A 16,903-nucleotide genomic window follows, 5' to 3' on the forward strand; every position below is an offset into this window, starting at 1 on the left:
GCTTCAACAAGCTCAAGCACTTCCGCCGCTTCGCGACACGCTTCGACAGGCTCGCCAGCCACTACCTGGCCTTCGTCCACATCGCTGCCTCCATGCTCTGGATGCGCTGAATGTCGATTCGTCCTAGTCCAGCGCGCGCGCTTCGCCGACCAGCAGGATCGGCACGCCGTCACGGATCGGAAAGGCCAGTTTGGCGCCCTTGGACACCAGCTCCTGACGGGCGCGGTCATAGGCGAGCGTGCCCCGCGTCACGGGGCAGACCAGCACCTCAAGCAGGCGCGGATCGACGGTCGAGGGGGTGTTGAAACTGTCGCTCATGCGCCGATCATAGAAGCGGTGGCGGCCCCGTCCAGACGGATGCGACCTATTGCAGCGAGGGCGGCGTGTCCTCGTCCCCGCTGTCGGCCGCATTGATGCTCAGCAGGGTGGTCAGGGCCCGGGCCCGCGCGGTCAGGTCCATCGCCTCGACCAGGGCCTGTTTCTCGGCCACCTCGAACGGCAGGGCCATGCAAAGGCTGTTCACCAGCGCCTCGGCCGGGGCGTCCCGCGCCGTGTCCCAGTCGATCTCGAGCCCCCGGTGCTCCAGAAACAGGCGCAGCGCCTCAAGCAGACCGGGGCGACCGATCTCGGCACTGGACGGCGCCGGTATCAGATCGGCGGCATAGGCCTGAAAATCCGCGCGCACCTGTCGATAGGGGGAGCGGGCCGGAATCTCTTCGGCGATCCGAAACCGACAGATGCCGGTCAGGGTGATCATATAGCGACCGTCCGGCGTCTCGGCGAAATTGGTGATCCGGCCGACGCAGCCGACCGGGGCCAGCGTGGGGTTGTCCGCCGGTCCACCTGTGGTCTGCACCATGCCGACCATCCGGTCGCCGGCCATGGCGTCATCGATCATGTTCAGATAGCGCGGCTCGAAGATATTGAGCGGCAGCTGCCCGCGCGCCAGCAGGACCGCCCCGTTCAGCGGAAAGACGGGGATGACCTGCGGCAGGTCTCCAGCCTTGACGATGCCCTGGGCCACCGCGCCGCCCTAGGCGAACAGCAGCGAAGACAGGCGACGACGCCCGTCCTTCGCCACGTCGGAATTCAGACCCGCGGCCTCGAACACGGTCAACAGTTGCTTGCGGGCCGCCTGATCGTTCCACTCGCGGTCGGCCTTGACGATATCCAGCAGCTGGTCGACCGCTCCGGCCAGATCCCCCTGGGCCGCCAGTACACCGGCCAGATCAAAGCGCGCCTGATGATCCGACGGGTCGGCGGCAATCTTCGCCTTGAGGGCCTCGACCTCGCTGTCGTCCGCCACCTGTGCCCCGAGGGCCAGCTGCGCGCGCACGCTCTGGATATCCGGGTCGGTCGAGTTCGGACCCGCCATGGCCAGGGTCTGGATCGCTTGATCCCGGTCGTCGTCCGCCAGATAGACCCGCGCCATCCCGGCGATGGCCTTGGGATTGTCCGGCTCCAGCGTCAGCACCTGGGCAAAGGCCTGGGCCGCGCCGCCCAGATCGTCCAGAGACAGGGACTCGGCTCCCAGAGACAACAGTTGATCGACGTCGGAATTGCCGCCCTTGCCGCCGGTCAGCTTGTCGATAAAGGCCTTCAGCTGGCTCTCGGGCACCGCGCCCTGGAATCCGTCCACCGGCTTGCCGTCGACAAAGGCATAGACGGTCGGGATCGACTGCACCCGCAGCTGGCCCGCATAGGCCGGGTTCTTGTCGACATCGATCTTGACCAGCGCCACGGCGCCGGCGGCGGCCCGCACGGCCTTTTCCAGCATCGGCGTCAGCTGGCGGCACGGTCCGCACCAGGTCGCCCAGAAGTCGACGATGACCGGGCGGCTCTTCGACGCCTCGACCACCTGTTTCATGAACTCCGCATCCGAGCCCTCGACGATCAGGTCGTCGGTGTTGGTGTGGCCGTTCGGTCGGGCGGGATCGATCAGGGACATTCAGGCTTCCTCAGAAGGGGGCGGGGTGTTCCCCGCCACATGGTCATGGGGCACGGGATTGGCAACCGGGTCAACGATGCGCGGTCCCTCTTCCCCGGAGAAATCGACGATCAGGGGGGTCCGTTCCAGCAGGTCGAGGAAACGCCGGAAATCCGTCTGGTCCAGCGCCGTCGTCGCCGTATTGGTCAGGGGGTGGAAATTGACCACCTCCGCGGTCCACAGGGCCCGGTCCAGCACGAACTGCACCCGCCGCTCCGTGTCATTGACCAGACCCAGCGCCGTCACCGACCCCGGCGTCACCCCCAGCGTCTCTCCCATGGCCTCTTCGGAGGCGAACGACAGCCGGTCCGAGCCCAGCCGCTTTGCCAGTCGCTTCAGGTCGATCGTCGTGTCCTGCCGCGCGCTGACCAGCCACAGCCGGCCGCCCCGGCCCTTCAGGAACAGGTTCTTGGTGTGGGCCCCGGGCAGGGCCGCCTTGATGTCGTAGCCCTGGTCGACCCGGAACACCGCCGGGTGGTCATGGGTGCGCGGCGCAAGTCCCGCCTCGGCCATCCAGGCCAGCAGGCGGTCACGGTCAAAGGGGGCAGGAAGGCTCATCTCGCCATCATAGGTTTTGACCGCGTACAGGGCCACCGGATAGGAGAGGGGCTGAGGCAATCTGAACCGGAGGTCCAAGGTGGAACTGGAGTGCTATCCGATGACGGCGCGGCCGCCGGACATGGTGCCGGGGCGACAGTCGCGCGCCTGGATGGACGCCTTTGCCAGCCGCCACCCCTACCGCTGCCTGCCGCTGACCATGGCCAACACCACGGGCTGGGAGATCCTGTGCCCGGTCGGCTTCACGGCCGAGTGGAACGGCGGCCCGCGTCAGGAAGACCTCCGCATCACGCCCGAGCGGGTCAATTCCGACCTCAGCCACTTCGTCACCTCGCACTTCTCGCGCGGCGTGCTGACGATGCATCCCCAGTATATGTTCCGCACCCCGCCGGGCTGGCAGATGATGGCCACCGGCTCGCCCAACCATGTCAAGGACGGCATTCAGGCCCTGACCGGCCTGATCGAGACCGACTGGCTGCCCTTCCCCTTCACCATGAACTGGATCTTCACCCGCCCGGGCAGCATCACCTTCGAGCGCGGCGAACCGTTCTGCTTCATCACCCTGATCGAGGCGCGCAAGGTTGAGGACTTCCAGCCCGTGATCCGCTCGCTGGAGTCCAACCCCGGCATGAAGGACCAGTTCGAGGCGTGGAACCGCCAGCGCACCGACTTCAACCAGCGGCTGGCCCGCGGCGACCCGGAAGCCGCCAGGGAGGCCTGGCAGCGCTACTACTTCAAGGGTGAGATCCCCGAGGCGCTCGGCAATGCGCCCGAGACCCACTCCAACAAGCGGCGCCTGAAAACACCCCGGCTGGGCTGACCCGGCCGGGGCGCGTCCCTGTCCCTAGCGCGTCACGCGCGGGGCGATGTTGGCGATCACATCGCGCGCGTCAAAGGCATTGGGGTCGCCCGCCGGCTTGGGTCCCCGGCCCATGATGATCTCCGAGGTCGCCTCGAACCGGTCGATCTGGCGCACATTGATGTCGTTCCAGTACGGGTCGAACCGGCTCCAGCTGCCGCCGCGATAGAAGCGCCAATAGGGGTTCCAGCCCCGGTAATAGGGGTCATAGAAGGGGTCCCGTCCGCCGACATAGCGGGTGTCGCGATCCGTGGCCCGCTCGACCGTGGCGAACCAGTCAAAGCCCTCCTGCACCGTCAGCTCGGCGGCGCGCAGCAGCAGCGACATCTCGACCTGCTCGCGTGAGGTCACCGAGTTCCCGGCAAAGGCCACGCGGAAGCGGTTGGCCTCCAGCCGCTGCTCGGCATAGCCGCCGGCGCGTCCGGGCTGCATGGGGCCATAGGGGGTCGGTGTGGCACAGGCCGCGACCGTCAGGGCCAGGGCGCTTGCGGCCACCGCAAACAGGGCGGGTCGGCGATTAGTCGTACGAAGGGTCATGTCCATCTCCGAAAGCGAGGGCGTCCGCATAACAGGTGCGCTCACCCGTCATCCAAAACAAGAGGTTGGCTGTGGCCCAGCCAGGCGCTTTCCACCTGAACGACGCCTGAACGCCCCCGGTTCCGTCTATAGCCTCAGCCCGATCAGCACCGCCGCCGCCAGCAACAGCACCCCGACCGCGGCATCAAACCCCCGCCGGAACCCCGGCGCCGTCATCCGCCGCGCCAGCGCCGCCCCGCCCAGGCCGTAGGCATTCATGGTGATCATATCCATGCCGATGGTCGCCAGGGCGAACAGCGCCAGCTGCGGCCCCAGCGGCCGCCCCAGATCCAGAAACGGCGGCAGCACGGCGGTAAAGAACAGCACCGCCTTGGGATTGGCCAGCTGCACCATGAAGCCATCAAAGAACGCGCTGCGCCCCAGCGTCAGGTTGGGCCGCTCAGGCCTGCCCGGCACCTCACTCCCCTTTGGCCCCCGCACAGCCCCCCACAGGGCCTTGCCGCCCAGCCAGGCCACATACAGCGCCCCGCCCACGGCGATCACCCGGAAGGCGGCGGGAAAGGCCAGCACCAGCGCCCCCAGCCCCAGCGCCGCCGCCGTGAACCACACCAGCGTCGCCAGACTCATGCCCAGCACCCCGACCACCACGGCCCGCCGCCCGCGCGCCATGCCATTGGCGATCGAGAACAGATTGGCCGGCCCCGGTGTCACCGCCAGCACCGCCATCACCCCCAGAAAGGCCGCATACCGCTCAGGATCGACGGGCAAGGCATAGGTCATGCCGCCCGATGGATGAGGGTGCGGGTGCGGTCAAGGGGCGTTGTTGCTGTTGATCCCGGGTAATGTTTCATTCTGGGATTGGGACCTATGCTCGCCGCGCCAAGGAGGACTGCGACGGTGGACGAGATCTCGAGAGTTCGCGCGCTTCATGAACATGCGGTGCTTGATACGGAGGCTGAAGAGCGGTTCGATCGTGTCGCTGGGATGGCGGCGGCATATTTTGATGCGCCGATCGCTCTAGTGTCTCTCGTCGATACAGACCGACAGTGGTTCAAGGCATGCATCGGCCTCGACGTTCGGCAGACGACGCGGGACTGGGCGTTTTGCCATCACGCGATCCAGCTTGGAGCGGATCAAGTCATGGTGGTCGAGGACGCGACCAAAGACCGGCGCTTCGTCGATAATCCCCTCGTCACAGGCGAGCCGAACATCCGCTTCTACGCCGGAGCGACCTTGACCACAAAGGAAGGGGCCAACCTCGGTACTCTTTGCGTCATCGACACCCAGCCGCGCACCAGGCCCTCGGAGGCCGATTTGGCGCATTTGGCCTCTCTGGCCAAGATGGTGGTGGACCAGATCGAGCTGTCCAAGGCCCGCAAGGCCTTGGAGGAGCGCCATCAGGTGCTCGACCTCGCGGAGAAGCTGTCTCTGACGGGCTACTGGACCTTGAACACGGATACGGGGGCTGTGTTCTGGTCGCCTCAGGTCTATGCGATCCATGGGGTCGACGATGAGAACTACCGACCCGGCCTTGACGACGCGCTGGCCTTCTACGTCGACGGCGACCGCCAGATGGTCGAAACCCTTCTCGCCGAGAACGCCGCAGCGGGAAAGGGATGGGATTTCGACGCGACGATACAACGACGGGATGGCACCCTTCGGAACGTCCGCTCGGTGGCGGCCTGTCAGAAGGACCCCAACGGTCATGTGAGGGGCTTCATCGGCGTCTTCAAGGACCTGACTGACGAGCGGCGCGTCATCGCCGAAGCCGTGGAGCAGGAGCGGCGCTACCGACTGCTCGCCGACCACGCCAGCGATGTGATCGCAGTGTATGGAGCTGACGGAAGGTTCACTTACCTGTCACCGTCCATTACGGAACTGCTCGGCTATCTGCCGGACGAGCTCTTGGGAAAGACGCCCTATGACCTTATCGCCCCCGAAGACCAGGCTCGTGTCGCTTCCGAGTTCGCCGCTGCGGCCAGGTCGAAGTCCGCTCTGACCGTCGAGTATCGCGTCCGTTCCAAGGACGGTCGAAGCCGCTGGCTCGAAGCGCGGCCCCGGTTTCATCGGGACGAGGCCGGCAAGGTCATTCAGATCACCGATTCGGTGCGCGACGTGACCGAGCGGCGTGAACGCGAGGTGGCGCTGGCAGAGGCGCGGGTTGCTGCCGAGAGCGCAGCCACGGCCAAGGCCGAGTTCCTCGCCAACATGAGTCATGAGATCAGGACACCTTTGAACGGCGTGATCGGATTTGCCGAGGTTCTGGCCAACACCGTTCTGGATACCGACCAAAAGCGTTACGTCGACCGCATTCGCACGGCCGGAAAGGGCCTGTCGGCTCTCATCGACGACATCCTCGACTTCTCGAAGATCGAGTCCGGCAACATGACGATCGAGGCGCGCCCGTTCGACCTACGCGCCATGGCGACGGAAATCGTCGATCTCACTCGCGCAAGCATCGCCGGGCGGCTGCACCTCGACATCGACTATGACGGCGGCCTTGCCGATCGCGTCATCGGCGACGAACAGAGAACCCGGCAAGTCCTCCTGAACCTGATCGGGAATGCCGCGAAATTCACCCATGCAGGCTCGGTGCGGCTGGAGGTGCGTCGGCGACAGGATTGGCTGGAGTTCAGGGTCGTGGATACGGGCATCGGTATCTCGGCCGAAGCCATGAGCCGTCTGTTCGACGGCTTTACTCAGGCTGACGCATCCGTTGGGCGCCGCTTTGGCGGGACAGGGCTCGGCCTCAACATCAGTCGTTCGCTGGCACGCCTGATGAATGGGGATGTCACGCTGGAAAGCGAGCCGGACGTGGGCACCACGGCCATCTTCTCCTTGCCCTACAAGCCGAGCGCGGATCAGCCCGTTTCGCTTCCACTCCGTTCAGCTCGGCAGCGTTCCGAACGCAAGCTGCGCATCCTCGCGGTAGACGATGTTCCGACCAATCTTGAGCTTATCGAAATCCTTGTCGCCGGCGTCGGACACGATGTGACTTGCGCGGCTTCCGGGGAAGCGGCACTCGAACGCTTGCGGGCCGATCCGGCTTTCGACCTTATTCTCATGGACGTCCAAATGCCCGGGATGGACGGTCTGGAAGCCACCCGGCGTATCCGCAGGATGCCCGAGGCGGCCAACGTCCCGATCGTCGCCCTGACGGCCAATGTCCTGGCCGATCAGATCGAGGCCTGCCGTGCGGCCGGTATGGACGATCACCTCGCAAAGCCGATCAAGCCGGAGGTGCTGGGCGAAACGCTGGACCGCGTGTGCCGCATGGCCGTCCCTCCGCCGTCGAGCCCGACAACCCCGCATGGGGCGGACCCCTTGGCCGCACTCAAGGAACGCTATCGCGAGCAAATGAAGACCTTCGCCACTGAGTATTCCCGCATGCTGGCCATGCCTTCCGAAGCGGGGGTCGCCGCCATCGCGGCTTACACCCACTCCATCGCGGGAACGGCGGGAAGTCTGGGCTTCGCCGACGTCTCGACGGCGGCATTTCAACTGGAGTCCGCCGCCAAACAATGCCGCGAAGACGGAAGCGCCGTCGAGAGTTTGCCTGCTCTCATTCAGGCCGTGCTTCGAGCTGTAGAACATACATGAGGGTTGTGTTACGTAACGGTGTGTGGCCGGGGAGCTATTCCAAACCCTTATTCGAGGTTGGTTTTGTCCAAGTGCATCGTGGTCGAGGACGACCCCTTCTGGTCCGCAGAAATCTCTGCCGCTCTGTCGCAGGCCAACATCCAAATTCTGAACGCTCAAGACGGACGCCAGGCGTTGGACCTGGCGAGCCGCTACCCAGATGCCACCATGGTGCTCGACCTCATTTTGCCAGAGGTGGACGGCGTCGAAGTGCTCCAGAAGCTTTCCGAGGTGGCCCCACTTATGCGCGTCCTCGCCGTCACCGGCGGCGGTCGACTCGGAGCGGGCTTCTACCTGAAACTGGCGTCGACGTTCGGCGCCACGGGTCAACTCGCGAAACCTTTCACCGCACAGCAGCTTATAGACAACTGGACGGCCTTGGCGGCTTGACGCCTGGAGCTCGGAGCAAATGATGGGAACTGCCGCGTTGATCCTGGTGGTCGATGACGACCCGGTCATGCGCGAAATCACGCGCGTTCATTTGGAAGGCGCTGGTTATCGAGTGGCCCTCGCCACCAGTGCCTCCGACGGTCTTCAGAAGGCGCGGGCTCTTCGACCGTCAGTGGTCGTAATGGATTTCGCCATGCCGGGAGGCTCCGGAGGCGAAGCGCTGCGGGCCCTTCGGATCGACGACGAGATCGGAAACACACCCGTCTTGATGGTGACGGCCTGGTCTCTGGCAGAGAGCCAATCGTCAGCATCGGGCCTCGCAGCGACTTGGCTCCAGAAGCCCGTTATGGGCGACCGCCTGATTCAGTCCGTGCGAGATCTTCTTCCCGCATGATCCGACCTGGGGGCCATGGTTCGCGAGGCGCACGAGTGCTGGTCGTTGACGACGACCCCTTCATCCAGAAGATGGCCGAAGCACTGCTGGGGCGGGACGGTCGCCGTGTGAGCGTGGCCGCGACCGGCGCGGCCGCCTTGGCCAAGATGGCAGAGCCCGCGCCGGAGCTCGTGTTGCTGGACCTCGGCCTTCCGGATATTTCCGGCTTGGAAGTTCTGCGACATTTCCGGGCGACGAGCGCCTGGCAGCAGGTGCGCATCCTGGTGTTCACCGCGTCGCACGAGACCGAGAACATCGTTCGCGCCAAGCAGGCCGGCGCCTCGGGCTATGTCTGCAAGCCTGTTAAGCCGGACACCCTGGCGGACATGGTCTGCGACCTTCTCGATCAGCCCTCTCTGACCTGGGTCGACGACTACACCCGAGCCCATCGGCCGATCTGATCCGGCTCAACGCGACGTTTACCCCAACTCGGTAGGTTCGACCCCGGCCCGGAAGTAGTTGTCGTCGTCGGAGTATCCCGTGATCAAGCCCCGCATTCTCGTTGCCGAGGATGACCGCTATCTGGCCGCCTTGATCCGTCAGACCCTGGAAGGGCGAGGGCTGGCGATCACCCTGGCCCAGAATGGCGAAGAGGCGCTGTTGCAGGCCGATGAGATTTGTCCTGATCTGGTGATCCTGGACGTCGGCATGCCCGTGCTCGACGGCTTCACCGTCCTAAGAACCTTGAAGGCTGACCGCTTTCACAGCCAGGTGTCGGTCTTGATGCTGACGGCGGCCAGAAGCGAGACCGATGTCCGCCGCGCGATCACGAACGGCGCGTCCGACTATCTTACGAAGCCGTTCCGGCCCGACAAGTTGATCCTGCGGGTGGACCGTTTGCTCCAGAGGTCACAGAGCAACAATATCCGAATGGGATATGAGTTCGCCTAGCGGCAACAAGGGCGTATCCGCATTCCTTTCTGGCGAACGAACCGCTCTCTTCGGGCATCCGCTTCGAGCGGAGACACCCGTGCGCAACGCTCCGGGCCAGCCACTACAAATCTGGACAGCCAAAAAGGCGCCCCCGTTTCCGGGAGCGCCCTCTTCTGTCCCGGCTCAAGGCGGGGAGGACAAGGCTGGCTGAGGCGGGCTGACGCCCGCCCCGAGCGTGGACTTAAAAGTCCATGCCGCCCATGCCGCCCATGCCGCCCATGTCGGGGGCACCGCCGCCGCCCGAGTTCTTCTTCGGAGCGTCCGCCACAGCGGCTTCGGTGGTGATCAGGATGCCGGCGACCGAGGCCGCGTCCTGCAGGGCGGTGCGGACCACCTTGGCGGGGTCGATGACGCCCATCTTCACCAGGTCACCATATTCCTCGGTCTGGGCGTTGAAGCCGAACGAGGGGTCCTTGTTCTCCAGCACCTTGCCGACCACGATCGAGCCTTCGACGCCGGCGTTTTCGACGATCTGGCGGATCGGGGCCTGGATGGCGCGACGGATGATGGCGATACCGGCGGTCTGGTCGGCGTTGTCGCCGGTCAGGCCTTCAAGGGCCTTGGTGGCCTTGAGCAGGGCGATACCACCGCCCGGGACGATGCCTTCTTCCACCGCAGCGCGGGTGGCGTTCAGGGCGTCGTCGACGCGGTCCTTCTTCTCCTTGACCTCGACCTCGGTCGAGCCGCCGACGCGGATGACCGCGACGCCGCCGGCCAGCTTGGCCAGACGTTCCTGCAGCTTTTCCTTGTCGTAGTCCGAGGTGGTGTCCTCGATCTGGCGCTTGATCTGGGCGATGCGGGCCTCGATGGCGTCCTTCTCACCCACGCCGTCGACGATGGTGGTGTCGTCCTTGGTGATGGTGACCTTCTTGGCCTTGCCCAGCATGTCCAGGGTGACGTTTTCCAGCTTGATGCCCAGGTCTTCCGAGATCACCTGGCCGCCGGTCAGGACAGCGATGTCCTCCAGCATGGCCTTGCGGCGATCGCCGAAGCCCGGCGCCTTGACGGCGGCGACGCGCAGGCCACCGCGCAGCTTGTTGACCACCAGGGTGGCCAGGGCCTCGCCCTCGATGTCCTCGGCGATGATGACCAGCGGACGGCCCGACTGCACCACGGCTTCCAGGATCGGCAGCATGGCCTGCAGGCTGGAGAGCTTCTTCTCGTGGAGCAGGATCAGCGGCTCCTCGAGGTCGGCCTCCATCTTGTCGGCATTGGTGATGAAGTAGGGGCTCAGATAGCCGCGATCGAACTGCATGCCTTCGACGACGTCCAGCTCGGTTTCGGCGGTCTTGGCTTCTTCAACCGTGATGACGCCTTCATTGCCGACCTTGTCCATCGCCTTGGCGATCATTTCGCCGACTTCGACATCGCCATTGGCGGAGATGGTGCCGACCTGGGCGATCTCGGAATTGGCCGAGACCTTTTTGGAGGTGGCCTTGATTTCGGCGAGGACGGCGGTGACCGCCTTGTCGATGCCGCGCTTCAGATCCATCGGGTTCATGCCGGCGGCGACGGACTTGAGGCCTTCCTGCACGATCGACTGGGCCAGCACCGTGGCGGTGGTGGTGCCGTCACCGGCCTTGTCATTGGTCTTGGAGGCGACCTCGCGGATCATCTGGGCGCCCATGTTCTCGAAGGCGTCTTCCAGCTCGATTTCCTTGGCGACCGAGACGCCGTCCTTGGTCGAGCGCGGGGCGCCGAACGATTTCTGGATGACCACATTGCGGCCCTTGGGCCCCAGGGTGACCTTGACGGCATTGGCGAGGACGTTGACGCCGCGCAGCATCTTGTCGCGCGCATCGGTGTTGAACTGTACGATCTTGGCAGCCATGGAGGCAGCTCCTTTGAAGTAGTGAGTGGTGAGTGACGAGTGGTGTGTGGCGAGGATGATCGAGGTCAGGTCTGAGCGGCGGGGTCACGCTGGACCGGTCTCGCCACTCGCCACTCGTCACTCGCCACTGGGGCTGAGCCTTAGCTCAGCACCCCCAGCACGTCCGATTCCTTCATGATGATCAGGTCTTCGCCGTCGATCTTGACCTCGGTGCCCGACCATTTGCCGAACAGGATGCGGTCGCCGGCCTTCAGCTCCAGGGCATTGACCTTGCCGCTGTCGTCACGGGCGCCGGGCCCGACGGAGACGACTTCGCCTTCCTGGGGCTTTTCCTTGGCGGTGTCGGGGATGATGATCCCACCCTTGGTCTTGGATTCTTCTTCCACGCGCTTGACCAGCACGCGATCGCCGAGAGGACGAAACGCCATCTGTGATATCTCCCTTTGGAATGGTCTCCCGACCGGGGCTTTGGCAGCCGCAGGGCGAGAGTGCTAATGCGGCCTGCAGGTAGGGTCTGACACCCCGGCGCGTCAAGGGTTGAGGGGTCTGCGGGGCGAGAAAAATCTCAGCGCGGGGCAGCGTCGACCAGCTGTTCGGCCCGGTCCCAGCTGGCGCGGACCTGCTGGGCGAACAGGGGCGCGGCCCGGCGCAGGGGATCGCCGCCCTCCAGCGCCATGCCGCTCCGCGCAAACAGGTCCCGCCGCGCCGGCCGCAGCACCGCCAGCGCCTCACCCGGCCGGTCCCGGTCCGACAGGAAGCCCGCCATCGTCCCCGCCAGCCGCACCGCCTCCGGATGCCCCGGTGCCAGTCGCGCGGCCAGGATCGCCTGCGACCGCTGGTACAGGGCCTCAGCGTTGGCGTCGTCGCCGGTCTCCGCCAGCGCCAGCGCCCGCCCTTCCAGCGTTGTCACCAGATCGGGGCTGTCGGCGCCCAGCCCCGGCTCCAGCACCGCCAGCGCCTCGGCGAACAGCGGCAGGGCCTCGGCGTGGCGTCCCTGACCGGACAGGGTGATGGCCAGATTGGCGCGGGCGATGCCGGTGAAGGGGTGCTCGGGCCCGGCCAGTTCGACCGCCATGGCCAGCACCCGCTCGAACACCGGCTGGGCCTCGACGTCCCGGTCGGCCACATGCAGATACCAGCCGAAATTGTTCAGCAGCTGCGACAGCAGGAAGGGATCGCCCACCCCCTCGGCAATGCCCACGGCGCGGGCATAGGCGGCCTCGGCCTGATCCATCCGGCCGGTCCGGCGCAGCACGTTTCCGAGGTTGCTGAGCACCAGCGCCACGGTGTCGCTGTCGCGGCCATAGGCGACCTCATAGATGCCCAGTGCCCGGCGAAAGATCGGCTCGGCCTCGACGAACCGCCCCTGGGCCATCAGGGCATTGGCCAACTGGTTCATGGTGTCGGCGGTCAGCGGATCATCGGGCCCCAGCAGGTCCAGCCTCAGGCCCAGCCCCACCCGCGCCGCGCTTTCGGCCTCGGCGAACCGGCCCAGCGCGTCCAGCGCCCGGCCTTCCTCGAACAGCAGTTCGGCGACCGTCGCCGTGTCGGTCTGGTCCGCCAGCAGCGCCCGGGCCCGGGCGATATTGACGAGCGCCGCCTCATAGCGCCCCTGAATGTAGAACAGCCGCCCCTGGATCTGCAGCGGCGTGACCAGAGCCGGATCTGCCGCGCCGTGCGCCGCTTCAATGACGGCGACTGCGGTGGCGAGGGCCTGCTCTGCCTCGGCGGCACGATCGGTCGCCAGACGCAGGCGCGCCACCTCGACCCACGCGGCCGAGGCCTCCTCGACCTTGCCGGTTTGCGCGAACGCCGCTGCGGCCTCGACATAGGCAGCTTCTGCGGCGGCCACCTCCCCGGCATCGCGGGCGGCGACGGCAGCCTGCAGACGTTCGCGGGCAAGGGCATCGGGGCTGGAGATGCGCACATCCGTCGGTCCGGCCGTCGGAGGGGGCGGCGGCGGTGGTGGTGGGGACGGCGGCCTGTCCTGGGCCAGGGCGGTCCCGGCGATCATCAGGCTGCCTGCCAGCGCCGCACAGGCAGACAGCGCCCGGGTGACCAGACGGCGCAGCGAAGGATCAAGTCGGGGCGGGGCAAAGGACATGACGCGGCAACCTGCGCTGAACGCCGTTCTGAGACAAGCCCGCACACGGGATGAGCCGCTCGATGAACGCGGGATGAACAGACCCCTCTCATCGGGTTCAGGTGGGGCGCGCGAGTATGGGGCCATAGTTTCACCCGACCCTCCACGAAAGGACGGATCCATGACCCGCACCCTGACCTCCGACACCGCCCAACGCACCGCCGTGACGGGCGCCCTGACCGCCGGTGTGCTGGCGCTCGGCCTCATGGTCGCCAACCCGGTCTCAGCCCAGAACTACCGCTATGACCGCTATCCGGACCGCGACCGCTCTTCCAGCGGCGAGGATGTCTTGCTGGGCGCGGCTGTCGGCGCTATCGCCGGGGCCATCATCGGCAATGGCGAGGGCGAATATATTCTGGGCGGCGCTGTCGCCGGGGCCGCCATCGGCGCCACCGCCAACCGGGGCGATGACTGTAACTACTATCGTGGGGGCCGCTGCTACCGGAACCAGGGCCACTGGGAGCGCGAGCACGGCATCAACAGCCGTGATCCCCGCTACTATGGCAATGACCGTCGCGACCAGCGTTACGACCAACGGTACGACCGCCGCTACGATCGTCGCGATGACCGCCGGGATGACCGTCGCGACTACCGCTACGACCGTCGCTGGTAAGGTCTAGATCAGCCGCTCAAACAACGACCGCGTGGACGGGTCCCAGCTCTCTGGGGCCCGTTTCGCTGAGTCGCGGCTCTCTTGCGCAGCCCCCAGCACTCGCTTCGCCAGCACCTTGCCCAGTTCGACCCCCCACTGGTCAAAGCTGTTGATGTCCCAGATCACGCCCTCGATGAAGGTCTTGTGCTCATAAAGCGCCAGAAGCGCGCCCAGCGCCTGCGGCGTCAGCCGGTCCATCAGGATGGTGGTCGAGGGCCGGTTGCCCGGAAAGGCGCGGTGGGGCGCCAGTCGTTCGGCCTCGCCCTGGTCCATCCCCTGCTCCATCATTTCAGCCAGCGCAGCCTCGGCCGTCCGTCCCCGCATCAGGGCCTCGGACTGGGCCACCGCATTCGACCACAGGGGCGCGCCGTCCCGGCCCTCCAGAGTCTGCTTCACCACCACGAATTCGGCCGGCACCACATCGGGTCCCTGATGCAGCTGCTGGAAAAAGGCGTGCTGGCCGTTGGTGCCGGGCTCGCCGAACACCACCGGCCCGGTGCCGCGCGTCGCCGGCTTGCCCTCGCGGGTCACCCGCTTTCCGTTCGACTCCATCTCCAGCTGCTGCAGAAAGGCCGCAAGACGCCGGAGGCCATGGGCATAGGGCGCGACCGTACGCGCCCGCCGCTTCAGCCCCTCGACATTATAGACCTGCGCCAGCGCCATCAGTACCGGCGCATTGTAGGCCAGCGGGGTCTCGAGAAAGTGCCGGTCCATCTCGCTGGCCCCGGCCAGCAGGCTGCGAAAGACCTCTCCGCCCAGACCGATCGCGCACGACAGGCTGACCGCCGACCACAGGGAATAGCGCCCCCCGACCCAGTCCGAAAAGCCGAACACCTGACCACAGCCGAACGACTCGACCTTGTCGGGCGCCGCTGACACGCCGACCAGATGCCGCCGCAAGCCCTCTTCCGGCAGGGCGGCGGCCAGCCAGTCCCGCGCGAGCACGGCATTGGTCAGGGTCTCCTGCGTCGTGAAGGTCTTGGAGACGACGATAACCAGCGTCGAGGCCGGATCCAGCCCCGTCAGCGCCTCGGCTATCTCCTGCGGATCGATATTGGCGACGAACCGCACGTCGATCGCCGGGTCCAGCGGCCTCAGCGCGTCCCACACCAGACGCGGCCCCAGATCCGAGCCGCCAATGCCGATGTGAACCACCGCCCGGAACCTTTCGCCCGTCGCACCAGCCTCTTCACCGGCCCGGATCGCTTCGGCATAGGCGACCATCTGGTCGCGCACCTGTTCGACCTCGCGCGACACCGGCTCGCCCAGCGCCTCGAAATGCGCCCCGTCGGGGGCCCGCAGCGCAGGGTGCAGCACCGCCCGCCCCTCGGAGGCATTGACAGCAGCCCCGTTGAACAGGGCCCGCTTCCAGTCGCCGACGTCACAGGCCTCGGCCAGCGCCAGACAGGCATCCAGCCCCTCTGCGGTAAAGGCCTGTTTCGACAGGTCGAGGGTCAGGCCCGCTACCTCCAGCGTCAGCCGCCCGACCCGCCCTGCCTCCGCCTCGAACAGGGTCTCGATCCGGGCATCCCCGTCGCGGGCGGCGACAGCGTCAAACCGGGTCCAGGCCTCCGCCCGGCGCTTTTCATCAGTCAGGGGCAGGGCGATAGACATGGGCGACTCCGGATCGGGGGGTGGGCGTCAAGGGCTCGTTTACGGCTGGGGCGTAAACCGGTGCAATCCCCAAGGTCGCCCCGATTCGGGAAACGACCAGAAGATTGATGTCATCATGGGCGCTCTGGCGCCCGGAAAGGTTCCCATGTCCTGCGGACTGGCCCTCGCGACTGCCCTGCTGCTCACCAACCCCGATGTGGCGCTGGCCGCTTCGGTGGATCCGGCCACCGTGCCCGCCGACCTGACGGGTCTGGCCGCCGAGCCCCTGTTCGTCGACATCGTCTCCCGGTCCGGACGCCTCAAGGGTGTGGCCGAGGGCTGGGCCGTGTCCGGTGCCGTTCACGCGCCCGGTTTTCTGACCGGCAGCGAATGGCTGACCTTCCGCACCGAGGCCACGGCGCTGGGTGAGCTCAATATGCAGGGCCATCTGATCCTCAAGTCGCGCGAGAGCGAAGGCGACATGACCTGCATCCTGCGCGGCCTGTCCGAGGACCTGCCGGTCCGTCTGGCCGATATGGAAGCCGCCGATAGCCCGGGTGCCCGCGATCTGGCCCTGGCCGAACTGGTGCACCTGTTCGACGACAACATCGCCGTCATCACCAGCCCGGCCCAAACCTTCCCGGAATAGGGGCGTTTCCGGAATAAAGCCGTTCCGGAGTAAGGGTCCCTACGCCCCGTCCAGCTCGTCCGCATATTTGATCGAGCAGCCATAGGGCGTGGCGAACGGGGTCGCGACCGGACGTCCGGCCTCCATGTCCGTCAGCGCCGCCTTTACATAGTTGTTGGCCCCTTCCAGATCCTCGATCTTGTTGGTCGGGCGGTCGTCGATGCCGCCCACGAACAACAGTCGTCCTTCCGGATCGATGATCCGCATGTCCGGCGTGGTCTTCGCGTCATACAGGCGGCCGACCGTGCCCTCGGGGTCCAGCAGCAGATGGGTGGCGGCGGCATTGTTGCGCGACTGCCATTCCCGCGCCGCCTCGCCCTCGACATAACCCTGCTGGCCGGGGGCCGAGGATATGATGGTCAGCCACACGACGCCGTCGCCGGTCGCCTCGCGCTGGAGGGCCTGCATGGCGCCGGCCTCATAATGTTTCTGGACATAGGGACAGCCCTCATTGGTCCATTCCAGAACGACCGTCCTGCCGCGGAAATCGGCCAGGCTGCGTTCCACCCCCTCGGCATCGACCAGGGTAAAGGCCGGGGCCATGTCGGCGGTCGGGGCTTCCGCGGTCTCTGTCGCTCCGGTCTCGGGGGCCTCGGTGGCGGGGCTACAGGCGGCCAGAAGCGCCAGGGCGGCGCCGGTGGCCAGCAGTCGGATGATCAT

Annotated in this window: 19 protein-coding genes; 8 read left to right on the forward strand and 11 right to left on the reverse strand. The window is 66.3% G+C overall.

The window, feature by feature from the left end; translation table 11 throughout:
• Positions 1-123: 123 nt before the first annotated feature.
• Genes EG854_RS10550 through EG854_RS10565 form a run of 4 tightly spaced genes read right to left on the reverse strand, consistent with a single transcriptional unit; the run spans position 124 to position 2,545 of the window.
• The gene (locus EG854_RS10550; protein WP_123288092.1) at positions 124-318 is read right to left on the reverse strand and encodes a Trm112 family protein; all 195 of its coding nucleotides are present in this window, start codon (positions 316-318) and stop codon (positions 124-126) included.
• A gap of 46 nt (positions 319-364) precedes the next feature.
• The gene (locus EG854_RS10555) at positions 365-1,024 is read right to left on the reverse strand and encodes an LON peptidase substrate-binding domain-containing protein (protein ID WP_123288093.1); all 660 of its coding nucleotides are present in this window, start codon (positions 1,022-1,024) and stop codon (positions 365-367) included.
• Positions 1,025-1,033: 9 nt separating this feature from the next.
• On the reverse strand, positions 1,034-1,948 hold the full coding sequence (gene trxA / locus EG854_RS10560) for a thioredoxin (protein ID WP_123288094.1): 915 nt from the start codon (positions 1,946-1,948) through the stop codon (positions 1,034-1,036).
• Positions 1,949-2,545 (reverse strand): prolyl-tRNA synthetase associated domain-containing protein, encoded by a 597-nt coding sequence (locus EG854_RS10565; RefSeq protein WP_123288209.1) that lies wholly within the window; start codon positions 2,543-2,545, stop codon positions 1,949-1,951.
• A 79-nt stretch (positions 2,546-2,624) separates the two neighbouring features.
• Here EG854_RS10565 and EG854_RS10570 point away from each other — a divergent pair, with 79 nt between their 5' ends.
• Positions 2,625-3,365, forward strand: a complete 741-nt coding sequence (locus EG854_RS10570; RefSeq protein ID WP_123288095.1) for a DUF6065 family protein — start codon at positions 2,625-2,627, stop codon at positions 3,363-3,365.
• A gap of 24 nt (positions 3,366-3,389) precedes the next feature.
• On the opposite strand, the gene EG854_RS10575 is transcribed toward EG854_RS10570, so the two are convergent.
• The gene (locus EG854_RS10575) at positions 3,390-3,941 is read right to left on the reverse strand and encodes a CC0125/CC1285 family lipoprotein (protein WP_123288210.1); all 552 of its coding nucleotides are present in this window, start codon (positions 3,939-3,941) and stop codon (positions 3,390-3,392) included.
• Between the two features lie 126 nt (positions 3,942-4,067).
• On the reverse strand, positions 4,068-4,721 hold the full coding sequence (locus tag EG854_RS10580; RefSeq protein ID WP_123288096.1) for a LysE family translocator: 654 nt from the start codon (positions 4,719-4,721) through the stop codon (positions 4,068-4,070).
• A gap of 117 nt (positions 4,722-4,838) precedes the next feature.
• On the opposite strand from EG854_RS10580, the gene EG854_RS10585 reads away from it, so the two are divergent.
• The 5 genes from EG854_RS10585 to EG854_RS10605 all read left to right on the forward strand — a co-directional run bounded on the left by EG854_RS10585 (position 4,839) and on the right by EG854_RS10605 (position 9,294).
• Entirely contained in the window at positions 4,839-7,541 is a 2,703-nt protein-coding gene (locus tag EG854_RS10585; RefSeq protein WP_164462004.1) for a PAS domain-containing protein, read from the forward strand.
• Between the two features lie 63 nt (positions 7,542-7,604).
• A complete protein-coding gene (locus EG854_RS10590) occupies positions 7,605-7,970 on the forward strand; it encodes a response regulator transcription factor (RefSeq protein WP_164462005.1) in 366 nt (121 codons plus the stop codon).
• Between the two features lie 19 nt (positions 7,971-7,989).
• Positions 7,990-8,364: a response regulator gene (locus EG854_RS10595; RefSeq protein WP_123288099.1), complete on the forward strand. Its 375-nt coding sequence runs from the start codon at positions 7,990-7,992 to the stop codon at positions 8,362-8,364.
• 35 nt (positions 8,365-8,399) lie between these two features.
• On the forward strand, positions 8,400-8,804 hold the full coding sequence (locus EG854_RS10600) for a response regulator (protein ID WP_206423401.1): 405 nt from the start codon (positions 8,400-8,402) through the stop codon (positions 8,802-8,804).
• A gap of 79 nt (positions 8,805-8,883) precedes the next feature.
• Positions 8,884-9,294 carry a response regulator transcription factor gene (locus EG854_RS10605; protein WP_123288211.1) on the forward strand — a complete coding sequence of 137 codons (411 nt, stop codon included), beginning with the start codon at positions 8,884-8,886 and terminating at the stop codon, positions 9,292-9,294.
• Positions 9,295-9,517: 223 nt separating this feature from the next.
• Here EG854_RS10605 and groL read toward each other — a convergent pair whose 3' ends face one another.
• From groL to EG854_RS10620, 3 genes are all read right to left on the reverse strand, one after another.
• Positions 9,518-11,167, reverse strand: a complete 1,650-nt coding sequence (gene groL, locus EG854_RS10610; RefSeq protein WP_123288101.1) for a chaperonin GroEL — start codon at positions 11,165-11,167, stop codon at positions 9,518-9,520.
• Positions 11,168-11,307: 140 nt separating this feature from the next.
• Entirely contained in the window at positions 11,308-11,595 is a 288-nt protein-coding gene (groES, locus tag EG854_RS10615) for a co-chaperone GroES (protein WP_123288102.1), read from the reverse strand.
• Between the two features lie 137 nt (positions 11,596-11,732).
• Positions 11,733-13,271, reverse strand: a complete 1,539-nt coding sequence (locus EG854_RS10620; protein WP_123288103.1) for a tetratricopeptide repeat protein — start codon at positions 13,269-13,271, stop codon at positions 11,733-11,735.
• Between the two features lie 160 nt (positions 13,272-13,431).
• Here EG854_RS10620 and EG854_RS10625 point away from each other — a divergent pair, with 160 nt between their 5' ends.
• Positions 13,432-13,923, forward strand: a complete 492-nt coding sequence (locus EG854_RS10625) for a hypothetical protein (RefSeq protein WP_123288104.1) — start codon at positions 13,432-13,434, stop codon at positions 13,921-13,923.
• Positions 13,924-13,926: 3 nt separating this feature from the next.
• On the opposite strand, the gene pgi is transcribed toward EG854_RS10625, so the two are convergent.
• Entirely contained in the window at positions 13,927-15,576 is a 1,650-nt protein-coding gene (pgi, locus tag EG854_RS10630; RefSeq protein ID WP_123288105.1) for a glucose-6-phosphate isomerase, read from the reverse strand.
• Positions 15,577-15,721: 145 nt separating this feature from the next.
• Between pgi and EG854_RS10635 the strand changes: the two genes are divergently transcribed.
• A complete protein-coding gene (locus tag EG854_RS10635) occupies positions 15,722-16,204 on the forward strand; it encodes a hypothetical protein (protein WP_123288106.1) in 483 nt (160 codons plus the stop codon).
• A 39-nt stretch (positions 16,205-16,243) separates the two neighbouring features.
• Here the strand turns inward: EG854_RS10635 and EG854_RS10640 are convergent, their stop codons facing one another.
• Positions 16,244-16,903, reverse strand: a complete 660-nt coding sequence (locus EG854_RS10640) for a redoxin domain-containing protein (RefSeq protein WP_123288107.1) — start codon at positions 16,901-16,903, stop codon at positions 16,244-16,246.

The organism is Brevundimonas halotolerans, from assembly GCF_003730275.1.
Lineage (GTDB): Bacteria > Pseudomonadota > Alphaproteobacteria > Caulobacterales > Caulobacteraceae > Brevundimonas > Brevundimonas halotolerans.